At 73.1% G+C, this 17844-nt stretch carries 12 protein-coding genes; 8 read left to right on the forward strand and 4 right to left on the reverse strand.

Annotated elements, in window-relative coordinates:
* The first annotated feature begins 36 nt into the window (after window positions 1-36).
* The 3 genes from KUM32_RS34495 (at window position 37) to KUM32_RS34505 (ending at window position 3621) form a co-directional block, all read left to right on the forward strand.
* Window positions 37-996 carry a carbohydrate ABC transporter permease gene (locus KUM32_RS34495; RefSeq protein ID WP_217145860.1) on the forward strand — a complete coding sequence of 320 codons (960 nt, stop codon included), beginning with the start codon at window positions 37-39 and terminating at the stop codon, window positions 994-996.
* A gap of 19 nt (window positions 997-1015) precedes the next feature.
* Window positions 1016-1891 carry a carbohydrate ABC transporter permease gene (locus KUM32_RS34500; RefSeq protein ID WP_217145861.1) on the forward strand — a complete coding sequence of 292 codons (876 nt, stop codon included), beginning with the start codon at window positions 1016-1018 and terminating at the stop codon, window positions 1889-1891.
* Between the two features lie 125 nt (window positions 1892-2016).
* On the forward strand, window positions 2017-3621 hold the full coding sequence (locus KUM32_RS34505; protein WP_217145862.1) for a glycoside hydrolase family 13 protein: 1605 nt from the start codon (window positions 2017-2019) through the stop codon (window positions 3619-3621).
* Between the two features lie 293 nt (window positions 3622-3914).
* Here the strand turns inward: KUM32_RS34505 and KUM32_RS34510 are convergent, their stop codons facing one another.
* Window positions 3915-5834 (reverse strand): ABC transporter ATP-binding protein, encoded by a 1920-nt coding sequence (locus KUM32_RS34510; RefSeq protein WP_217145973.1) that lies wholly within the window; start codon window positions 5832-5834, stop codon window positions 3915-3917.
* A gap of 252 nt (window positions 5835-6086) precedes the next feature.
* Here KUM32_RS34510 and KUM32_RS34515 point away from each other — a divergent pair, with 252 nt between their 5' ends.
* Window positions 6087-6986 carry a lysylphosphatidylglycerol synthase domain-containing protein gene (locus tag KUM32_RS34515; RefSeq protein ID WP_308408797.1) on the forward strand — a complete coding sequence of 300 codons (900 nt, stop codon included), beginning with the start codon at window positions 6087-6089 and terminating at the stop codon, window positions 6984-6986.
* A 162-nt stretch (window positions 6987-7148) separates the two neighbouring features.
* On the opposite strand, the gene KUM32_RS34520 is transcribed toward KUM32_RS34515, so the two are convergent.
* From KUM32_RS34520 to KUM32_RS34530, 3 genes are read right to left on the reverse strand one after another with little or no spacing between them, the layout of a single operon-like run.
* On the reverse strand, window positions 7149-8366 hold the full coding sequence (locus KUM32_RS34520) for an NAD(P)/FAD-dependent oxidoreductase (protein ID WP_217145864.1): 1218 nt from the start codon (window positions 8364-8366) through the stop codon (window positions 7149-7151).
* A complete protein-coding gene (locus KUM32_RS34525) occupies window positions 8363-9766 on the reverse strand; it encodes an NAD(P)/FAD-dependent oxidoreductase (RefSeq protein ID WP_217145865.1) in 1404 nt (467 codons plus the stop codon). The genes KUM32_RS34520 and KUM32_RS34525 overlap by 4 nt, the downstream gene beginning before the upstream one ends.
* Window positions 9763-11202: an FGGY family carbohydrate kinase gene (locus KUM32_RS34530; RefSeq protein WP_217145866.1), complete on the reverse strand. Its 1440-nt coding sequence runs from the start codon at window positions 11200-11202 to the stop codon at window positions 9763-9765. The genes KUM32_RS34525 and KUM32_RS34530 overlap by 4 nt, the downstream gene beginning before the upstream one ends.
* A gap of 273 nt (window positions 11203-11475) precedes the next feature.
* Here KUM32_RS34530 and KUM32_RS34535 point away from each other — a divergent pair, with 273 nt between their 5' ends.
* The 4 genes from KUM32_RS34535 to KUM32_RS34550 all read left to right on the forward strand — a co-directional run bounded on the left by KUM32_RS34535 (window position 11476) and on the right by KUM32_RS34550 (window position 17752).
* Window positions 11476-12477 carry a hypothetical protein gene (locus KUM32_RS34535; RefSeq protein WP_217145867.1) on the forward strand — a complete coding sequence of 334 codons (1002 nt, stop codon included), beginning with the start codon at window positions 11476-11478 and terminating at the stop codon, window positions 12475-12477.
* Between the two features lie 34 nt (window positions 12478-12511).
* Window positions 12512-14119 (forward strand): amino acid permease, encoded by a 1608-nt coding sequence (locus tag KUM32_RS34540; protein ID WP_374227582.1) that lies wholly within the window; start codon window positions 12512-12514, stop codon window positions 14117-14119.
* 204 nt (window positions 14120-14323) lie between these two features.
* Window positions 14324-15403: a mechanosensitive ion channel family protein gene (locus KUM32_RS34545; protein ID WP_217145868.1), complete on the forward strand. Its 1080-nt coding sequence runs from the start codon at window positions 14324-14326 to the stop codon at window positions 15401-15403.
* Between the two features lie 129 nt (window positions 15404-15532).
* A complete protein-coding gene (locus tag KUM32_RS34550; protein WP_217145869.1) occupies window positions 15533-17752 on the forward strand; it encodes an NADP-dependent isocitrate dehydrogenase in 2220 nt (739 codons plus the stop codon).
* The last annotated feature ends 92 nt before the right edge of the window (window positions 17753-17844 follow it).

A 17844-nucleotide genomic window follows, 5' to 3' on the forward strand; every position in this document is an offset into this window, starting at 1 on the left:
CCCCGGGGCCCATGAGACCAGCCCCGAGGAGCGACGATGTCGGCCCCCAGCCTGACCCCGAGCAAGGCGGCGAGAGCCCGCCACTCCCAGCCACCGGTGGACGGCCCGTCCCCGCCCGGCGGGGCCTTCGGCAAAAGTCTGAAGCGCAATCTCACCGCGCACGGCTTCCTGATCGGAGCGGTCCTGTGCTTCGCGCTGTTCTCCTGGTACCCCATGGTCCGGGAGTTCTTCCTCGCCTTCCAGAAGACGGACCAGGGCGAGGTCTCCTGGGTCGGCCTGGACAACCTGCGCACGGTCGTCGACGACCCGGCCTTCTGGCAGGCGTGGCGCAACACCCTGCTGTTCACCGTGCTGGCCCTGGTCCTCGGGTTCGCCGTGCCGTTCGTCGTCGCGCTCGTCATCAACGAACTCAGGCACGGCAAGGGATACCTGCGGCTGCTGGTGTACCTGCCCGTGATGCTGCCCCCGGTCGCCGCCGTGCTGCTCTTCAAGTACCTGTACGACCCCGGCTACGGCCTGCTCAACGAGCTCTTCGGCGCCGTCGGGCTGCCCGAGCAGCAGTGGCTCCAGGACCCCGGCCTGTCCATGCTCTCCGTGGTCGTCGCGTCGACCTGGATGAACATGGGCGGCGCGGCCCTCATCTACCTGGCCGCGCTCCAGGGCATCCCGGGAGAGCTGTACGAGGCGGCCGAACTCGACGGGGCGGGGCTGCTGCGCAAGATCTGGCACGTGACGATCCCGCAGACACGGCTCATCCTCTCGCTGATGCTGCTGATGCAGGTCATCGCCACCATGCAGGTCTTCGTCGAGCCCTTCCTGCTCACCGGCGGCGCCGGCCCCGAGGGGTCGACCACCACCGTGGTGTACCTCATCTACCAGTACGCCTTCAACTTCAACAACTACGGCGCCGCGGCGGCCCTGGGCCTGCTCCTCCTCGTGCTCCTCGCCGGATTCTCGGCGGTGTACGTGAAGCTCAGCCGCGCCGAGGACGAGTAGGCCCCGGGGGGAACCACTGATGTCCACACGCACACTCATCTCGCCGGCCCAGCTCGCCAGGCCGCGCGGCAAGATCCTCTACTGGGTGACGCTCGGCGTCGTCGTCACCGTCTTCACCGTGGTCTTCCTCGGCCCGATGTACTGGATGGTCTCCAGCGGGTTCAAGGACACCCAGGAAGTCGTCCGGACACCGCCGACCCTGGTCCCCGACTCCTTCCGGCCCGAGAACTACTCGCGGGCGTGGGAGGTCATGGACCTGGCCGGCCTGCTGTGGAACACCCTGTTCTACGCCTTCGGCGCGCTCGCCTTCCAACTGGTCCTGGACGTGGCGGCGGCGTACTCCCTGTCCAAGCTCCGCCCGGTCTTCGGCAAGGCCATCCTCGGCATGATGCTGGCGACGCTGATGATCCCGGCGACCGTGCTGGTCGTGCCGCAGTACCTGACGGTGCTCGACGTGCCGGTCTTCGAACGCAACCTGCTCAACACCCCGTGGGCCATCTGGCTCCCGTCGGTGACGAACGCCTTCAACATCTTCCTGCTGAAGCGGTTCTTCGACTCGATCCCGAAGGAGTTGCTGGACGCCGCCGCCATGGACGGCGCCTCGCCGATGCGCACGCTCCGGTCGATCGTCCTGCCGATCTCGCGGCCGATCCTCGGCGTGGTGTCCATCTTCGCGATCGTGGGCGTCTGGAAGGACTTCCTCTGGCCCATGCTGACGCTGCCCGACCCGTCCAGGCAGACGCTGAACGTCGGAATCTACTCCCTGTCCAACGGCGTGCCCGTGAACGTGCTGATCGCCGCGCTCACCCTGGCCTCCCTGCCGACGCTGATCATCTTCCTGATCTTCCAGCGCAACATCATGAGCGGACTCACCGCAGGCGGACTCAAGGGCTGAGGCCCCGGCCCGCCCGCACGCCCCCGCCCGCACGCTCGCCCCGTCAAGCCTTCGCCGCCGGCCCGTCCGACGCCCCGCTGTCCGGGCCGGCGGCGAAGACCACCCCTGCCCGAAAGGACCGTCACGTGGCAGCCCCTCCCCCGCACCGCACCGCAGACTGGTGGCGCGACGCCGTCATCTACCAGGTGTACCCCCGCAGTTTCGCCGACGGAGACGGCGACGGCACCGGTGACCTCGCGGGCGTCCGGGCAAGACTGCCGTACCTCGCCGAACTCGGCGTGGACGCCGTCTGGTTCACCCCCTGGTACGTCTCGCCGCTCGTCGACGGTGGGTACGACGTCGCCGACTACCGCGTGATCGACCCCGCCTTCGGCACCCTCGGCGAGGCCGAGAAGCTGATCGCCGAGGCCCGGGAGCTGGGCATCCGCACCATCGTGGACATCGTCCCCAACCACGTCTCCGACCAGCACGCCTGGTTCCAGGAGGCGCTGGCGGCCGGGCCGGGCGGCGCCGCGCGGGAGCGCTTCCACTTCCGCCCCGGCTGCGGCGAGCACGGTGAGCTCCCGCCCAACAACTGGCCCTCCCAGTTCTCCGGCCGCACCTGGACCCGGGTCCCCGACGGCGAGTGGTACCTCCACCTCTTCACCCCGGAGCAGCCCGATCTCAACTGGGCCCACCCCGAGGTGCGCCAGGAGCACGAGAACGTGCTGCGCTTCTGGTTCGAACGCGGCGTCGCCGGCGTGCGCATCGACTCCGCCGCCCTGCTGGCGAAGGACCCGGCGCTCGCGGACTTCCAGGAGGGGGTCGACCCGCACCCGTACATCGACCTGGACGAACTGCACGACATCTACCGCTCCTGGCGCGCGATCGCCGACGAGTACGGGGCCGTGTTCGTGGGTGAGGTGTGGCTGCCCGACTCTGAACGCTTCGCCCGCTACCTGCGGCCCGACGAACTGCACACCGCCTTCAACTTCAACTTCCTGTCCTGCCCCTGGGAAGCGGACCGGCTGCGTCGCACCATCGACGACACCCTCGCCGAGCACGCTCCCGTCGGCGCCCCCGCCACCTGGGTGCTCTGCAACCACGACGTGACCCGGACCGTGACCCGGTACGGCCGTGAGGACACCGGCTTCGACTTCGCGAAGAAGGCCTTCGGCATCCCGACCGACCTCGCGCTCGGGACCCGGCGCGCCCGCGCCGCCGCGCTGCTGACGCTGGCCCTGCCCGGCTCCGTCTACCTGTACCAGGGGGAGGAACTCGGCCTGCCCGAGGCCGACGTCCCGCTCGGCCGCATCCAGGACCCGATGCACTTCCGCTCCGGGGGCACCGACCCCGGCCGGGACGGCTGCCGGGTCCCGCTGCCCTGGTCGGCCGACGCCCCGTACTGCGGTTTCGGCTCCGGGACGGAGCCCTGGCTGCCGCAGCCGGAGGACTGGCCGGCGTACGCGGCGGACCGCCAGAGCGACGACCCGGAGTCGATGCTCTCGCTCTACCGCGAGGCGCTGCGCCTGCGGCGCTCCACCGAGGGGTTCGGTGACGGCCCCCTGCGCTGGCTGCCCGCACCGGACGGCGTGCTCGCGTTCGCCCGCGCGGGCGGCCTGATCTGCGTCGTCAGTCTGGCCGAGGAGCCCGTCGGGCTGCCCGCGCACGACACGCTCCTGCTCGGTAGCGGGCCCCTCGACGCGGACGGCCGGCTGCCGCGGGACACGGCGGTGTGGCTGCGCGCCTGAGGTGACGCGGTCGGCCCCCCGGCCGGCGGGCCGACCGGTCGCGGCGCCGCCGTCGCCGGCCGCCCCGAGGGGAGGCAGAATCGGGGCAGGAGGCCCCGGGAGGAGGCGAACGCGAGCGGGAACGACCGTGGCTGCGCGGGGAACGCCGTCCTCCACAACCCGTCGACGGCGTCCGCCAGTTGACCGACATGCCGTGCCGGCGCCGGGGCTCGTGCCGCACGCCCGACCAGAAGGTCGTCCGGGCGGAGCAGGACCTGCCGGTGCGGGCCGGATCGCCCGGCCCGCGGTAGCACCTACGCGGCCTTTCCGGCCTCGTCCGGCGAACCCCCCTCCCGCGCCTTCGGCGCCTGGTCCAGCGCTCGCGGCCCGAACTGCGTACGGCTCAGCTGGGCGTAGCGGCCACCGGCGGCCAGGAGTTCCTCGTGCGTGCCGCGTTCCACGATGCGGCCGGCCTCGACCACCAGGATCTGGTCGGCCGCCCGGACGGTGGACAGCCGGTGTGCGATCACGATGGCCGTCCTGCCCTCCAGGGCCTCGGTGAGGGCCTCCTGGACGGCGGCCTCGGAGGTGTTGTCGAGGTGGGCGGTGGCCTCGTCGAGGATGACGACGCGCTGGCGGGCCAGCAGCAGCCGGGCGATGGTCATGCGCTGGCGCTCACCGCCGGAGAGCCGGTAGCCGCGCTCGCCGACCACGGTGTCGAGGCCGTCGGGCAGGGACCGTACGAGGTCGGTCAGGCGGGCGCGGCGCAGCGCGTCCCACAGCTCGGCGTCGGTGGCCCCGGGGCGGGCCAGCAGCAGGTTGGCCCGGACCGTGTCGTGGAAGAGGTGGCCGTCCTGGGTGACCATGCCGACGGTGTCGCGCAGTGACCGTGCGCTCAGGTCACGGACGTCGACGCCGCCGACGCGCACGGTGCCGCCGTCGGTGTCGTACAGGCGCGGCAGCAGCCCGGCGGTGGTCGACTTGCCGGCGCCCGAGGACCCGACGAGCGCGACGGTCTGCCCCGGTTCGGCGCGGAAGGAGAGGCCGTGCAGGACCTCGGCGCCGCCCCGGGTGTCGAGGGAGGCGACCTCCTCGAGGGAGGCCAGGGAGACCTTGTCGGCGGACGGGTAGCCGAAGCGGACGTCGTCGAACTCGACCGCGACCGGGCCGTCGGGCACCGGACGGGCGTCGGGCTTCTCGTCGATGAGCGGGGGCAGGTCCAGCACCTCGAAGACCCGCTCGAAGCTGACGAGGGCGCTCATCACCTCCACGCGGGCCCCGGCGAGCGCGGTGAGCGGCGCGTACAGGCGGGTCAGGAGCAGCGCCAGCGCGACGACGGCGCCCGGGTCCAGGGTGCCGCGCAGGGCGAACCAGCCGCCGAGGCCGTAGACGAGGGCGAGGGCCAGGGCGGAGACCAGGGTGAGCGCGGTGATGAAGGCCGCCTGTGCGGTCGCCGTGCGGACGCCGATGTCAGCGACGCGTCGGGCGCGGTCGGCGAACTCGGCCGACTCCTCCTCGGGGCGGCCGAACAGCTTGATCAGCGTGGCGCCGGGTGCCGAGAAGCGCTCGGTCATCCGGGTGCCCATCGCGGCGTTGAGGGTGGCCGCCTCGCGCTGCATGCGGGCCATGCGGCGTCCCATGCGCCGGGCCGGAAGCACGAACACCGGCAGCAGCACGAGGGCGAGCAGGGTGATCTGCCAGGACAGGGTGAGCATGACGGCGAGGGTGAGCAGGAGGGTGACCAGGTTGCTGACCACGCCGGACAGGGTGTTGCTGAAGGCCCGCTGGGCCCCGATGACGTCGTTGTTGAGACGGGAGACCAGGGCTCCCGTACGCGTACGGGTGAAGAACGCGACCGGCATGCGCTGCACATGATCGAACACAGCCGTGCGCAGGTCGAGGATGAGTCCCTCCCCGAGCATCGCCGAGAGCCGGCGGGAGACGATGCCGAGCGCCGCCTCCGCGACGGCGATGAGCGCGATCAGGAGGGCGAGGCGGACGACCGTCCCCTCGTCGTCGCCCGACACGATCGCGTCCACGACGCGTCCGGCCAGTACGGGGGTGGCGACGGCGAGCAGCGCGGTCACCACCCCCAGCAGAACGAACCGGGTGATGCGGCGGCGGTGCGGACGGGCGAACGCGCCGATGCGGCGCAGCGTCGCGCGGGCGAGCGGACGGCGCTCCTGCTCGGCGTTCATGACGCTGTGCAGCTGGGTCCAGGCGGTGGTCTCCATGCTCATGTTCATGACGGTAGAACCTCAATCAACCTTGAGGTCAAGACTCCCGGGCTTGAGGTCAGGACTCCCGGGGTGGGCCGGTCGCCCGCGGTCCGTAAGCCCCCGTCCGCGCGTCGGACATCCGTGGTTGGCACGGCTGGGGGAGTCTCTGGTGGTGTGACAGCGGTGCCTCTTCCCGAGCAGTCCCTCTCCGGACGCGTCCCGGTCCGCCGGAGCGGCCCCGCCCGCCGCATCCGGCGGTCCCTCTGCGTGCTCCCGCTGCTGCTGGTCACCGTGGTCGCGGTGCGGCACCGGTCCGTGCTCGCGGAGGGCTTCGGCCACCTCGCCACGGCCCGGTGGCCCTGGCTGCTGGCCGCGGCCGGCGCGACCGGTCTGACGTGGGTCGCCGCGGCCTGCACCCGGCAGGGTGCCGTGGTGGAGCGGCTGCCCGGGCGGCGGCTGCTCGCCACGCAGTTCGCGGCGGGGGCGGCCAACCACCTGCTGCCGACGGGGCTGGGCGCGAGCGCGGTCAACCTCCGGTTCATGACGGTGTGCGGGCTGTCGCTCGCCCGTTCGTCGGCCGCCCTCGCCCTGTACCTGCTGGCGGAGGGCGTCGGACGGCTCGCCCTGCTGGGTGCCCTGCTGATCGCGTTCCCCGGCGCGCTGCGACTCGGCACCCTGTCGCCCGGGGCGGCGACCGGGCCGTTGCTGGTCACCGCGGGCGCCGTGCCGGTGGTGGCGGCGGGCGTCCTGGCGCTGCTGCCCCGCGTGCGTGCGTCGGTGGTCTCCTTCCTGCGGACGGCGCTGGGCGAGGCCCGCTCGGTGCACGCCCGTCCGGCGCGGGCGCTGATGCTGTGGGGCGGCGCGCTCGCCTTCCCCGCGCTCCAGGCCGCCGCGCTGGTCCTGGTCGGCCGGGCGCTGGAGCTGCCGGTGCCGCCCGGCCACATGGCGGTGGCCTACCTGGCGGCGACGATCGCGGTCGCGCTGGTGCCCGCGCCGGGCGGTGTCGGCTCGGTCGAGGCGGCGCTGGTCGTGGCGCTGGTGGCGGCGGGCGGTCCGGCCGCGGTGGCCACGGCGGTGGTGCTCGCGTTCCGGCTCCTGACCGTCTGGCTGCCGCTCCTGCCGGGTGCGCTGACGCTGGCGGCGCTGGTCCGGACGAAGGTGATCTGAGGCCGGGCGGCGCCCCGGCCCCGCCGGCCTCCCGGCCCTCGCGGACGGCGGAACCGAAGGTCCACGACGGCGGCTCGCACGGCATCGTCCTCGTGCCGGGCGGCGGCGAGAAGGCCCACGCGCACCCGGGCAACCCGGGCACCGCCGCGTGCCCGGTGCGCCTCAGGTGACCGTGACGCGTACCGGTCCGCCCTCCGGGTCGACCCGGTGGGTCCAGCGTGCGGTCAGCGTCAGGGGGCGGTGCGGGACGGCCGCGGTGCGGGTGGGCCGTTCGCGGTGGAGCGGGCGGCCGTCCTGGGTGACGTGCAGGACCGGGCGGGTCAGCGGTGTCGTCGTGCGCAGGAGGTACGGGAAGGAGTCTGCCGGGGTGACCCGGTTCGGGGTGATGCGGCCCAGGGGAGGTTCGGCGATCAGGGGGACGCCGCCGGGCCACCCGGTGTCCCGCGCGAGCCGGTCCCGTACGGCGGTCGCGGCGTACGCGCCCTCGCGGGCGGCCGTCGCCGCGCTCTCCACGGCGTGCAGCACGCTGCCGACCGCGAAGACGCCGGGCCGCGAGGTGCGCAGGGCACCGTCGACGGCGGGGCCGCGGGTGCCGGGGTCCAGGGTGAGCGCGCCGCGCCGGGCGAGTTCGTGCTCGGGGACGAAGTCGCCGGTGAACACGACGGTGTCGCAGGACAGCGTCGCCGTACGGCCGTCGTGGTGGCGCACGCGCACCGCCGACAGGCGTCCGTGGCCGAGCAGCTCGGTGACCGCGGTGCCGGTGAGGAGGGGGATGCGGTGGCGCAGGCGGGCGTCGAGTGCGCGCGCGGGGCGGGTCAGGGCCCGGGGCCGGTCCGTGACCAGGGCGACGACCCGGGCGCCGGCGGTCCGTACGGTGTCGGCGGCGGCGTAGGAGACGTCTTCCGCGCCGACGATCAGCACGCGGCTGCCGATGTGCTGTCCGTGGAGGTGGACGGCCTGCTGGAGTTCGCCGGTGGTGTACACGCCGGCCGGGCGGGTGCCGGGGACGAGGCGTGCGGCGCGGGGGCGTTCGCGGGCGCCGGTGGCCAGGACGACCGCCCGGGCGGCGACGGTCTCCGGGCCGTCCGGTCCGACGGTGGCGAGCGAGCGTGGGCCCGCCCAGTCGAGGGCGGTGACGCCGGTCCGTACGTCCGCTCCCGCGCGCACGGCCGCGTCGGCGAGCAGCCGGGCGTAGGCCGGGCCGGTCAGCGTGTGCGGCCAGGCGCCGAAGCCCCGGTGCGCGCAGTGCCTGGGCACTCCCCCGGCCTGCCGTTCCCGTTCCAGGACCTCGACGCGTGCGCCGGTCACCGCGAGCAGGGACGCGGCCACGAGTCCGGCGGGGCCGGCCCCCACCACCAGGACGTCGACCTGCCGGGTCATCCCTGGGCCTCCTCGAACAGCGCCCGTACCTCGGCCCCGCAGTAGAAGCCCTGGCAGCGGCCCGCCCGGGCCCGGGTGCGGCGGCGCAGTCCGTCGAGGGAGCGGGGCGGGATCGGGCCGGCGAGGGCGTCGCGGATCTCACCGCGGGAGACGCGTTCGCAGTGGCAGACCAGGGTGCCGTACTCCGGGTCGGCGGCCACGAGGTCCGGCCGCTGGTGGGGGCGGGGGCAGGACTCGCCGAGGCCCGGCATGCGGACGGGGTCCGGCGGGCGCCACGGGCCGAGGTCGAGCCCCAGGCCGGCGAGCAGACCGGTGACGTGCGCGGCGATGGCGAGGGAGGCGGTGAGCCCGGTGGAACGGATACCGCCGACGGTGACGTATCCCTGGCCGGGGTGGGCGGTGATCCGGTAGTCGTCGTGCCCGGTGGCGGCCCGCAGGCCGGCGTAGACGGCGGTGACCTCTTCCTCCAGCAGCGCGGGCAGGATGCGGCGGCCCTGTTCCCGCAGCCCGTGCAGGCCCTCGGCGGTGGATTCGGTGGCGTGTTTGTCGTCGAGATCCTCGGCGGTGGGGCCGAGCAGGACGTTGCCGTGGACGGTGGGGGCGACCAGGACGCCCTTGCCGAGTGCGGTGGGGACGGGCAGGAGGATGTGGCGGACGAGGGCGCGGGCGAACCTGTCGTAGACGATGAGCTGGCCCCGGCGCGGGGTGACGGTGAAGTCGTCGTGGCCGAGCCGCCGGTCGAGGGTGTCGGCGTGCAGTCCGGCCGCGTTGACGAGCCGGCGGGCGTGCAGCGGACCGCGCGGGGTCGTCAGCCGGTGGAGGCCGTGCGTGTGGCCGGCCTGCTCGACCGGCGCGTTGAGGTGCAGGTCGACTCCGCCGCGGACCGCCTGGGTGGCGTAGGCCAGGGTCGTCGTCCACGGGCAGATGACGCTCTCGCCGGGTACGTGGAGGGCGCCGAGCGCGCCGGGGCCGAGGTGGGGTTCGCGGTCGTAGAGGTCGGCGGCGTCCAGGATGCGGGCGGCGTGGTACTCGTTGTGCTCGGCCTTCTCGGCGAGGCGGGGCAGGGCCGCGAGCTGCTCCTGGTCCCAGGCGACCAGCAGCGCGCCGACGGGCTCCACCGGAATGCCCGACTCGGCGGCGTACGCGGCGAGTTCCCGGGCGCCCTCGCGGACGAGCCGGGCCTCCAGGGAGCCGGGCACGGCGTCGAAACCGGTGTGCAGGATGGCCGTGTTGGCCTTCGAGGTGCCCTGCCCGACGTCGTCCTGCGCCTCGACGAGGGCGACGCGCAGACTCGGGTGGTGCGCGAGCCGGCGGGCGATCGCGCAGCCGACCACACCGGCGCCGACGATCGCCACGTCGTACGGGTCGGTGGGCAGGGGGCCGGAGGCGGTGACCGTCATGCCGGGCTCCCCGCGAGCAGCGCGGCGACCGCCGTGCGGAAGCGGGCGAGGCGTTCGGCGGCCTCGTCGGCGGTGACGCGGGGTTCGTACACGGCGGCCGGCCGGGCGTCGGGCAGTGCCTCGGCGACCGTCAGGCCCGGGTCCGCGCCCAGCCGGGCCAGCGCGCCGGCGCCGAGCGCGGTGGCGTCCGGCAGGGCGGACACCTCCACGGGGCGTTGCAGCAGATCGGCTTGTGTCTGCATGAGCAGCGCCGAGTGGGTCAGTCCGCCGTCGACGCGCAGGACGGTGAGCGGGCCGCCGAGGTCGGTGGCCGCGGCGTCGGCGAGTTCGACGACCTGGGCGGCCAGGCCCTCGCACAGGGCGCGCACCAGGTGCCCGGGGCCGGTGTCGAGGCCGAGGCCGGTGAGCGAGCCGCGCAGGTCGCCGCGCCACCAGGGGGCGGCGAGCCCGGCGAGCGCCGGGACGAAGGTGACGCCGCCGGAGTCCGGCACCGTGCCGCCCACGGTGTCGAGGTCGGCGGCGCCGGCGATGACGCCGAGGTCGGTGAGCCAGCGTACGGCGGACGCCGCCGTGTACACCTGCCCGTCGAGGCAGTGGCTCGTCCGTCCGCCCAGCCGCCAGGCGACACAGCTGACCAGGCCCGAGGCGCCCCGCCGGGGGGTGTCGCCGGTGTGGGCGAGGAGGAACGCGCCGGTGCCGTAGGTGCACTTGGCGGTTCCGGGTTCGGTGACGCGCTGGGCGAGGAGGGCGGCCTGCTGGTCGACGGCGAGGCCGGTGAGCGGGAGTTCGGGGCCGAACACCGTGGTCGTCCCGACGTGGGTGGCGTTGTCGACGACGTCCGGGAGCCGTTCGCCGGTCAGCCCGTACACCTCCAGTGCGCGCGGCGACCACGCGGTGCGGTCGAGGTCGAGGAGCTGGGTGCGGGAGGCGGTCGCGGCGTCGGTGGCGCAGACGCCGGTGAGCCGGTGGACCAACCAGGCGTCGGAGGTGGTGACACGTCCCTCGCGGGTGAGGTGCCGTCGGATCCAGGCCATTTTCGGCGCGGCGAAGTACGGATCGAGGGGCAGCCCGGTCAGGTGCCGCAGTTCCTCGCCGTAAGGGGCGAGTTCCTGGCACACGGACGCGGCGCGGCGGTCCTGCCAGACCAGCGCGTCGGTCAGGGGGCGGCCGGTGTCCGGGTCCCAGGCCAGTACGGTCTCGCCCTGGTTGGCCAGGCCCAGCGCGGCGACCGGCTCGCCGGCCCGGTCCAGGGCGCGGCGGCCGGCGTCGACCACCGAGCCGTACAGTTCCTCCGGGTCGGCCTCCACCCGGCCGCCGGGCAGGTACCGGGGGCGCACCTCGGCGAAACCGGTGCCGATGACGCCGCGTTCGGGGCAGATCACCAGGGCCTTGGTGCCGGACGTGCCCTGGTCGACGGCGAGCACCGCCCTTGTCATCGCGCCCCTCCCCGGCTCCCGCGCCGACGGTCTCGGCGATCACTGGGCGCCAGCCTGCCGCCGCGCGCACACCGCGTCAAGGCCGACTGACGGTAAGTCAGTTTCAGCTGGTGGTAAAGGAATTGCTCAGCTTGGAGAAAACCGGCAGAGGCGGAACCTCCGCCTCTATAGTGGCCGCCGACCAGCACGACCGCTCGACCGCCGCCCGGGGGAGGCCTGTTTGTCACTCCAGCCTGCCGTCCCACCCGCTCCGTGCCCGGGAGCGGGCGGGTGATGGCCAGAGACGGAGCACGCCCCGCCTACGATCCCGCCGGCCACGACACCGCGCTGCGCTCGGCGCTGCAGGAGGTGCGCGCCGGGCGCTGGATGTCGATGCGCACCCTGCTGGAACAGACCGCCTCCTGGTGGCAGTGGACGCAGCGTACGCAGGTCCTGGCCGCCTCTGCCGCGGGTACGGACGTGGTGCGGGCCTGGCTCGCGGAGGAGCCGCACAGTGCGCCGGCCGTGGTGATGCACGCCCGGGTCGTGGTGGAGCGCGCGCTGCGTGCCCACCGCGAGGACCACCACCGCACGCGCGAGCTGTGGCTGGAGGCCTGGCACGCGTGCGACGCGGCGGCCCGGGTCGCGCCGTACGACCCGGTGCCGTGGGTGTGCCTGCTGGCGCTGGCCCGGCTGGACGGGGAGCAGAGCTGGGAGGAGCACCGGGTGGCGCCTCCGGAGCCGATGCTGCCGCCGGGCCCGTGGGGCCTGCTCGCCGAGGCCGGCAAGCGGGACCCGTACAACCGGGAGGCCCACCACCGCATGCTGCAGTTCCTGTACCCGCGGGGCGACTCCGGGCGACTGGCCAGGGCGGCGGGGTTCGCGCAGTGGGCGGCGGGGTCCGCCCCGCCGGGTTCGGCGCTGCACGTGCTGCCGCTGTACGTGCGGGTCGAGCGCTACCGCCGCTCGGGCGGGCGGGACGCCGCCCTCGATCTGCACTGGGTGGCCGAGGACGCCACCCGCGAGGCGCGGCAGGCCTTCCACTCCTGGTTCCTGCTCACCCAGAACGCCGAACGGTCCCTGCTGGACATGAACCACCTGGCCCACGCCCTGTGGGGCGCCCTCCAGTTCCGGGAGGCGGTCCAGGTGTTCGACGCGCTCGGCCCGTACTGGACGCCCCTGCCCTGGGCCTACCGCGTCGCGGGGCCCGGTGACTCCCAGCGTGCGGTGGAGGTCTTCCTCCAGGCCCGCGCGCGCAGTCGGTCCGCCGCCCGCGGCGGTGGCCGGCGCCGCTGACCCCCCAACCCCTTCCGTCCCCGGAGGTCTTCGCATGTCCCGCTCCTGTGAACCGTCCGATTCCGGACCAGCCGTTTCCGGGCCAGCCGTTTCCGGGCCAGCCGTTTCCGGGCCAGCCGTTTCCGGGCCGTCCGTTTCCGGCCCGTCCGCCACGACCGACGAGGAACAGCGTCTGCGCGAACTCGGTTACCGGCCGGTGCTGGCCCGCCGCATGGGCGGCTTCGGCAACTTCGCGATCAGCTTCTCCGTGATCTCGATCCTGTCCGGCTGCATGACCCTGTACGGCTTCGGCCTGGGCACCGGCGGTCCCGCCGTGATGCTGTGGGGCTGGGCGGGTGTCGGCCTGTTCGTGCTGTGCGTGGGGCTGGCGCTGGCCGAGGTGACCAGCGCGTACCCGACGTCCGGCGCGCTGTACTACATGGCCGACCGGCTCGGGGGCCGCCGCTGGGGCTGGTACACCGGCTGGCTGAACCTGCTCGGGCTGCTCGGCGCGATCGCCGGGATCGACTACGGGGCCGCGTTGTTCACGGGCGCGTTCCTGAACCTCCAGTGGGGCTTCGAGCCCACACCGGAGAAGACGATGCTGATCTTCGTGGCGATCCTGCTGCTGCACGCCGTGCTCAACCTCTTCGGCGTGCGGCTGGTCAGCGTGCTCAACTCCATCAGCGTGTGGTGGCACCTGGCCGGTGTGGCGCTGATCGTCGGCGCGCTGGCCGTCGTCCCCGACCACCACCAGTCGCCGTCCTTCGTGTTCACGGAGTTCGTCAACGACACCGGCTGGGAGAGCCCGCTGTACGTGGCCGCGATCGGGCTGCTGCTCGCGCAGTACACCTTCTCCGGCTACGACGCCTCCGCCCACCTGTCCGAGGAGACCTCGAACGCCTCGGTGTCGGCGGCCCGCGGCATCGTCCGGGCGATCTGGGTGTCGTGGCTCGCGGGCTTCGTGCTGCTGGCCGGCCTGACCTTCGCCATCCAGGACTACGACGCCACACGCGCCACCGCGACCGGGGTGCCGCCCGCGCAGATCCTGCTGGACGGCCTGGGCACGGACGGCGCGAGCGCGCTGCTCCTCGTGGTGATCGTCGCGCAGTTGTTCTGCGGCAACGCCGAGGTCGCCGCCGCCAGCCGGATGGTGTTCGCCTTCAGCCGGGACGGCGCCCTGCCCGGCTCGGCGCTGTGGCGCAAGGTCTCCGCGCGCACCCAGACGCCGGTCGCCGCGGTGTGGCTGTCGGTGGCGGTCGCCTGTCTGCTCGCGCTGCCGTCCCTGTACTCGGCGACGGCGTACGGCGCGGTCACCGCCATCAACGTCATCGGTATCACCCCCGCGTACGCCATCCCGGTGCTGCTGCGGCTGCGGGCGGGCGACCGCTTCACGCCGGGGCCGTGGAGCCTGGGCCGGTGGAGCAGGCCGGTCGGGTGGGTCGCGGTGGTGTGGGTGGCCTTCGTCACCGTGCTGTTCTGCCTGCCGCAGTCGTCGCCGGTGACGGCGGAGACGATGAACTACGCCGCCGTCGCGCTGGTCGTGGTGCTGGTGCTGGCCACCGTGTGGTGGTTCGTCGCCCGCCGCTCGTACGGCACGCCCACGACCGCGGCCTACGGCGACGACCGGGAACAGGCCGAACTCGCCGAGGGCATCGTCTGAACGCCCCCGGTCGGCCCCCGGCGCGGTACGGACCACCACTCGGCATGCGGCAGGATGAGCGATCGCGCCGGTCGAACTGTCTTGCGGACCGGGCGAGCGCACATCCCGAAAACCAGCAGGTACGAGCAGGTGAGACGTGACGAGACTTCACATCCGGCCGTCGGCGAGGCACTTCGCCGCAGCAGTGCCCCCCGGAGGTGACCGGTGACGGACGACCTGACCATGGACCACCTGGTGCCCGCCGGCATCGCGCTGGCGGCGGGGCTGCTGGGGGCGTTCCTGCTGCGGGTCCTGCTGCGCTGGCTGGCGGGGCACGCCGGACGCACCCGCTGGAGCGGTGACGACGTCATCGTGGCCGCGCTGCGCACGGTCGCGCCGTGGGCCGCGGTCGCGGGCGGCGTGGCGGGTGCGGCGGCGGCTCTGCCGCTGACCCGCACGGTGCAGCACAGCGTCAACCAGGTGCTGACGGTCCTGCTGATCTTCGTGGCGACCGTGACGGCGGCCCGGGTGATCGCCGGTCTGGTGCGGACGGTGACGACGTCCCGCTCCGGGGTCGCCGCGTCGGCCACGATCTTCGTCAACATCACCCGGATCCTGGTACTGGCCATCGGTTTCCTGGTGATCCTGCAGACGCTGGGCGTCTCCATCGCGCCGATGCTCACCGCGCTGGGCGTCGGTGGTCTGGCGGTCGCGCTGGCGCTGCAGGACACGCTGGCCAACCTCTTCGCGGGCATCCACATCCTGGCCTCCAAGACCGTGCAGCCGGGTGACTACATCCAGCTCAGCAGTGGCGAGGAGGGCTACGTCGAGGACATCAACTGGCGGCAGACCACCGTCCGTGAGCTGTCCAACAACCTCGTCGTGATCCCGAACGGTCAGCTCGCCAAGTCGAACATGACCAACTTCATGCGGCCCGAGCAGCAGCTGACCATCATGGTCCAGGTGGGTGTCGCCTACGACAGTGACCTGGACCACGTGGAGCGGGTGACCACCGAGGTGGTCGCCGAGGTGATGACCGAGATCACCGGCGCGGTGCCGGAGCACGAGCCGGCGGTGCGCTTCCACACCTTCGGCGACTCCCGGATCGGCTTCACGGTGATCCTGGGCGTCGGCGAGTTCAGCGACCAGTACCGGATCAAGCACGAGTTCATCAAGCGGCTGCACAAGCGCTACCGCGAGGAGGGCATCCGCATCCCGTCGCCCGTCCGCACGGTCGCGCTCCAGCAGGGGACCGTGGTGTTTCCGCAGCAGCGCGAGGGCGAGGACACCCCCACTCCCCTCTGACCGCTCACCTGTTCGACAGGGGGCGCGCGGCCGGTTGTCCGGAATCTCCGCGTGACCCCTGTCGAGCCGAGGTCGATCACGAGATATCTTGATGTCGAGCAATGTTGCAGACGTGGAGCGGAGCACCCGGTGACTGACTCGACCATCATCTACACACACACTGACGAGGCCCCGGCCCTGGCGACGTATTCGTTCCTGCCGGTGGTCCGGGCCTACGCCTCGCAGGCGGGTGTCGCCGTCGAGACCCGCGACATCTCGCTGGCGGGCCGCATCATCGCCCTGTTCCCGGAGTACCTCGCCGAGGACCAGCGGATCCCGGACGCCCTCGCGGAGCTCGGTGAGCTGGCCAAGACGCCCGCCGCCAACATCATCAAGCTGCCGAACATCTCGGCGTCCATCCCGCAGCTCAAGGCCGCGATCGCCGAGCTGCAGAGCCAGGGCTACGCGCTGCCGGACTACCCGGACGACCCGAAGACCGACGAGGAGCGCGAGATCCGCGCCCGCTACGACAAGGTCAAGGGCTCCGCGGTCAACCCGGTCCTGCGCGAGGGCAACTCCGACCGCCGCGCCCCGGCCTCGGTCAAGAACTACGCCAAGACCCACCCGCACCGCATGGGCGCCTGGACCGCCGAGTCCAGGACCAACGTCGCGACCATGGGCGAGAACGACTTCCGCTCCACCGAGAAGTCCGTGGTGATCGCCGAGGACGGCGCGCTGCGGATCGAGCTGGTCGGCGACGACGGCACCACCACCGTGCTGCGCGAGTCCGTGCCGGTGAAGAAGGACGAGGTCGTCGACGCCTCCGTGCTGCGCGTCGCCGCGCTGCGCGAGTTCCTCACGGCGCAGGTCGCCCGCGCCAAGGCCGAGGGCATCCTGTACTCGGTCCACCTGAAGGCCACGATGATGAAGGTCTCCGACCCGATCATCTTCGGCCACGTGGTGCGCGCCTTCTTCCCGAAGACGTTCGCCCAGTACGGCGAGACGCTCGCCAAGGCCGGCCTGACCCCGAACGACGGTCTGGGCGGCATCTACAAGGGCCTGGAGTCCCTGCCCGAGGGCGCCGAGATCAAGGCGTCCTTCGACGCCGAGCTGGCCGAGGGCCCGGAGCTGGCCATGGTCGACTCCGACAAGGGCATCACCAACCTGCACGTCCCCTCGGACGTCATCATCGACGCCTCCATGCCGGCCATGATCCGCACCTCCGGCCACATGTGGGGCCCGGACGGCCAGGAGCACGACGCCCTCGCCGTCATCCCGGACTCCTCCTACGCCGGCGTGTACCAGGCCGTCATCGACGACTGCCGCGCCAACGGCGCCTACGACCCCTCCACCATGGGCTCCGTGCCGAACGTCGGCCTCATGGCGCAGAAGGCCGAGGAGTACGGCAGCCACGACAAGACCTTCGAGATCCCCACCACGGGTACGGTCCGTCTGGTCGACCAGGCCGGCAACGCCGTCCTCGAGCAGACCGTGTCCGCCGGTGACATCTTCCGCGCCTGCCAGACCAAGGACGCCCCGATCCGCGACTGGGTGAGGCTGGCCGTCACCCGCGCCCGCGCCACCGGTGCCCCGGCCGTCTTCTGGCTGGACGAGGGCCGCGCCCACGACGCCAACCTGATCGCCAAGGTGAAGCAGTACCTGCCGGAGCACGACACCGAGGGTCTGGACATCCGGATCCTGAACCCGGTCGAGGCGACCAAGCTGTCGGTGGAGCGCATCCGCCGCGGTGAGAACACCATCTCCGTCACCGGCAACGTGCTGCGCGACTACCTGACCGACCTCTTCCCGATCCTGGAGCTGGGCACCAGCGCCAAGATGCTGTCGGTCGTCCCGCTGATGGCGGGCGGCGGCCTGTTCGAGACGGGCGCCGGCGGCTCCGCGCCGAAGCACGTCCAGCAGCTGGTCAAGGAGAACTACCTGCGCTGGGACTCCCTCGGCGAGTTCTTCGCCCTGGTGCCGTCCCTGGAGCAGTACGCCGAGGCCACGGGCAACACCCGCGCCAAGGTCCTCGCCGACACCCTGGACCGCGCCACGGCGACCTTCCTCAACGAGGACAAGTCCCCGACCCGGCGCGTCGGCGGCATCGACAACCGCGGCAGCCACTTCTACCTGTCCCTGTACTGGGCGCAGGAGCTGGCGAAGCAGACCGACGACGCGGACCTGGCCAAGGCCTTCGCCCCGCTCGCCGAGACGCTCGGCGCCAACGAGGCGAAGATCGTCGAGGAGCTGAACGCCGTCCAGGGCAAGCCCGCCGAGATCGGCGGCTACTACCAGCCCGACCCGGCCAAGGCCGCCGCGGTCATGCGCCCGTCGGCCACCTGGAACGAGGCGCTGGCGTCCCTCGCCTGATCCCCGCCGGGCCCGGACAGGCCCCGTGGCACCCCGTCCCCGCCCCGGCGGAGGCGGGGTGCCCGTCTCTTCACCGGTCCCGCGCGGCGACG

The organism is Streptomyces sp. AC627_RSS907 (assembly GCF_019049165.1).

Coding starts and splice junctions, on each gene's coding strand:
- KUM32_RS34525 (WP_217145865.1), bottom strand. CDS start 9,766: ATGACGGTCACCGCCTCCGGCCCCCTGCCCACCGACCCGTACGACGTG.
- KUM32_RS34495 (WP_217145860.1), top strand. CDS start 37: ATGTCGGCCCCCAGCCTGACCCCGAGCAAGGCGGCGAGAGCCCGCCAC.
- KUM32_RS34535 (WP_217145867.1), top strand. CDS start 11,476: ATGGCCAGAGACGGAGCACGCCCCGCCTACGATCCCGCCGGCCACGAC.
- KUM32_RS34520 (WP_217145864.1), bottom strand. CDS start 8,366: ATGACCCGGCAGGTCGACGTCCTGGTGGTGGGGGCCGGCCCCGCCGGA.
- KUM32_RS34500 (WP_217145861.1), top strand. CDS start 1,016: ATGTCCACACGCACACTCATCTCGCCGGCCCAGCTCGCCAGGCCGCGC.
- KUM32_RS34540 (WP_374227582.1), top strand. CDS start 12,512: ATGTCCCGCTCCTGTGAACCGTCCGATTCCGGACCAGCCGTTTCCGGG.
- KUM32_RS34510 (WP_217145973.1), bottom strand. CDS start 5,834: ATGGAGACCACCGCCTGGACCCAGCTGCACAGCGTCATGAACGCCGAG.
- KUM32_RS34530 (WP_217145866.1), bottom strand. CDS start 11,202: ATGACAAGGGCGGTGCTCGCCGTCGACCAGGGCACGTCCGGCACCAAG.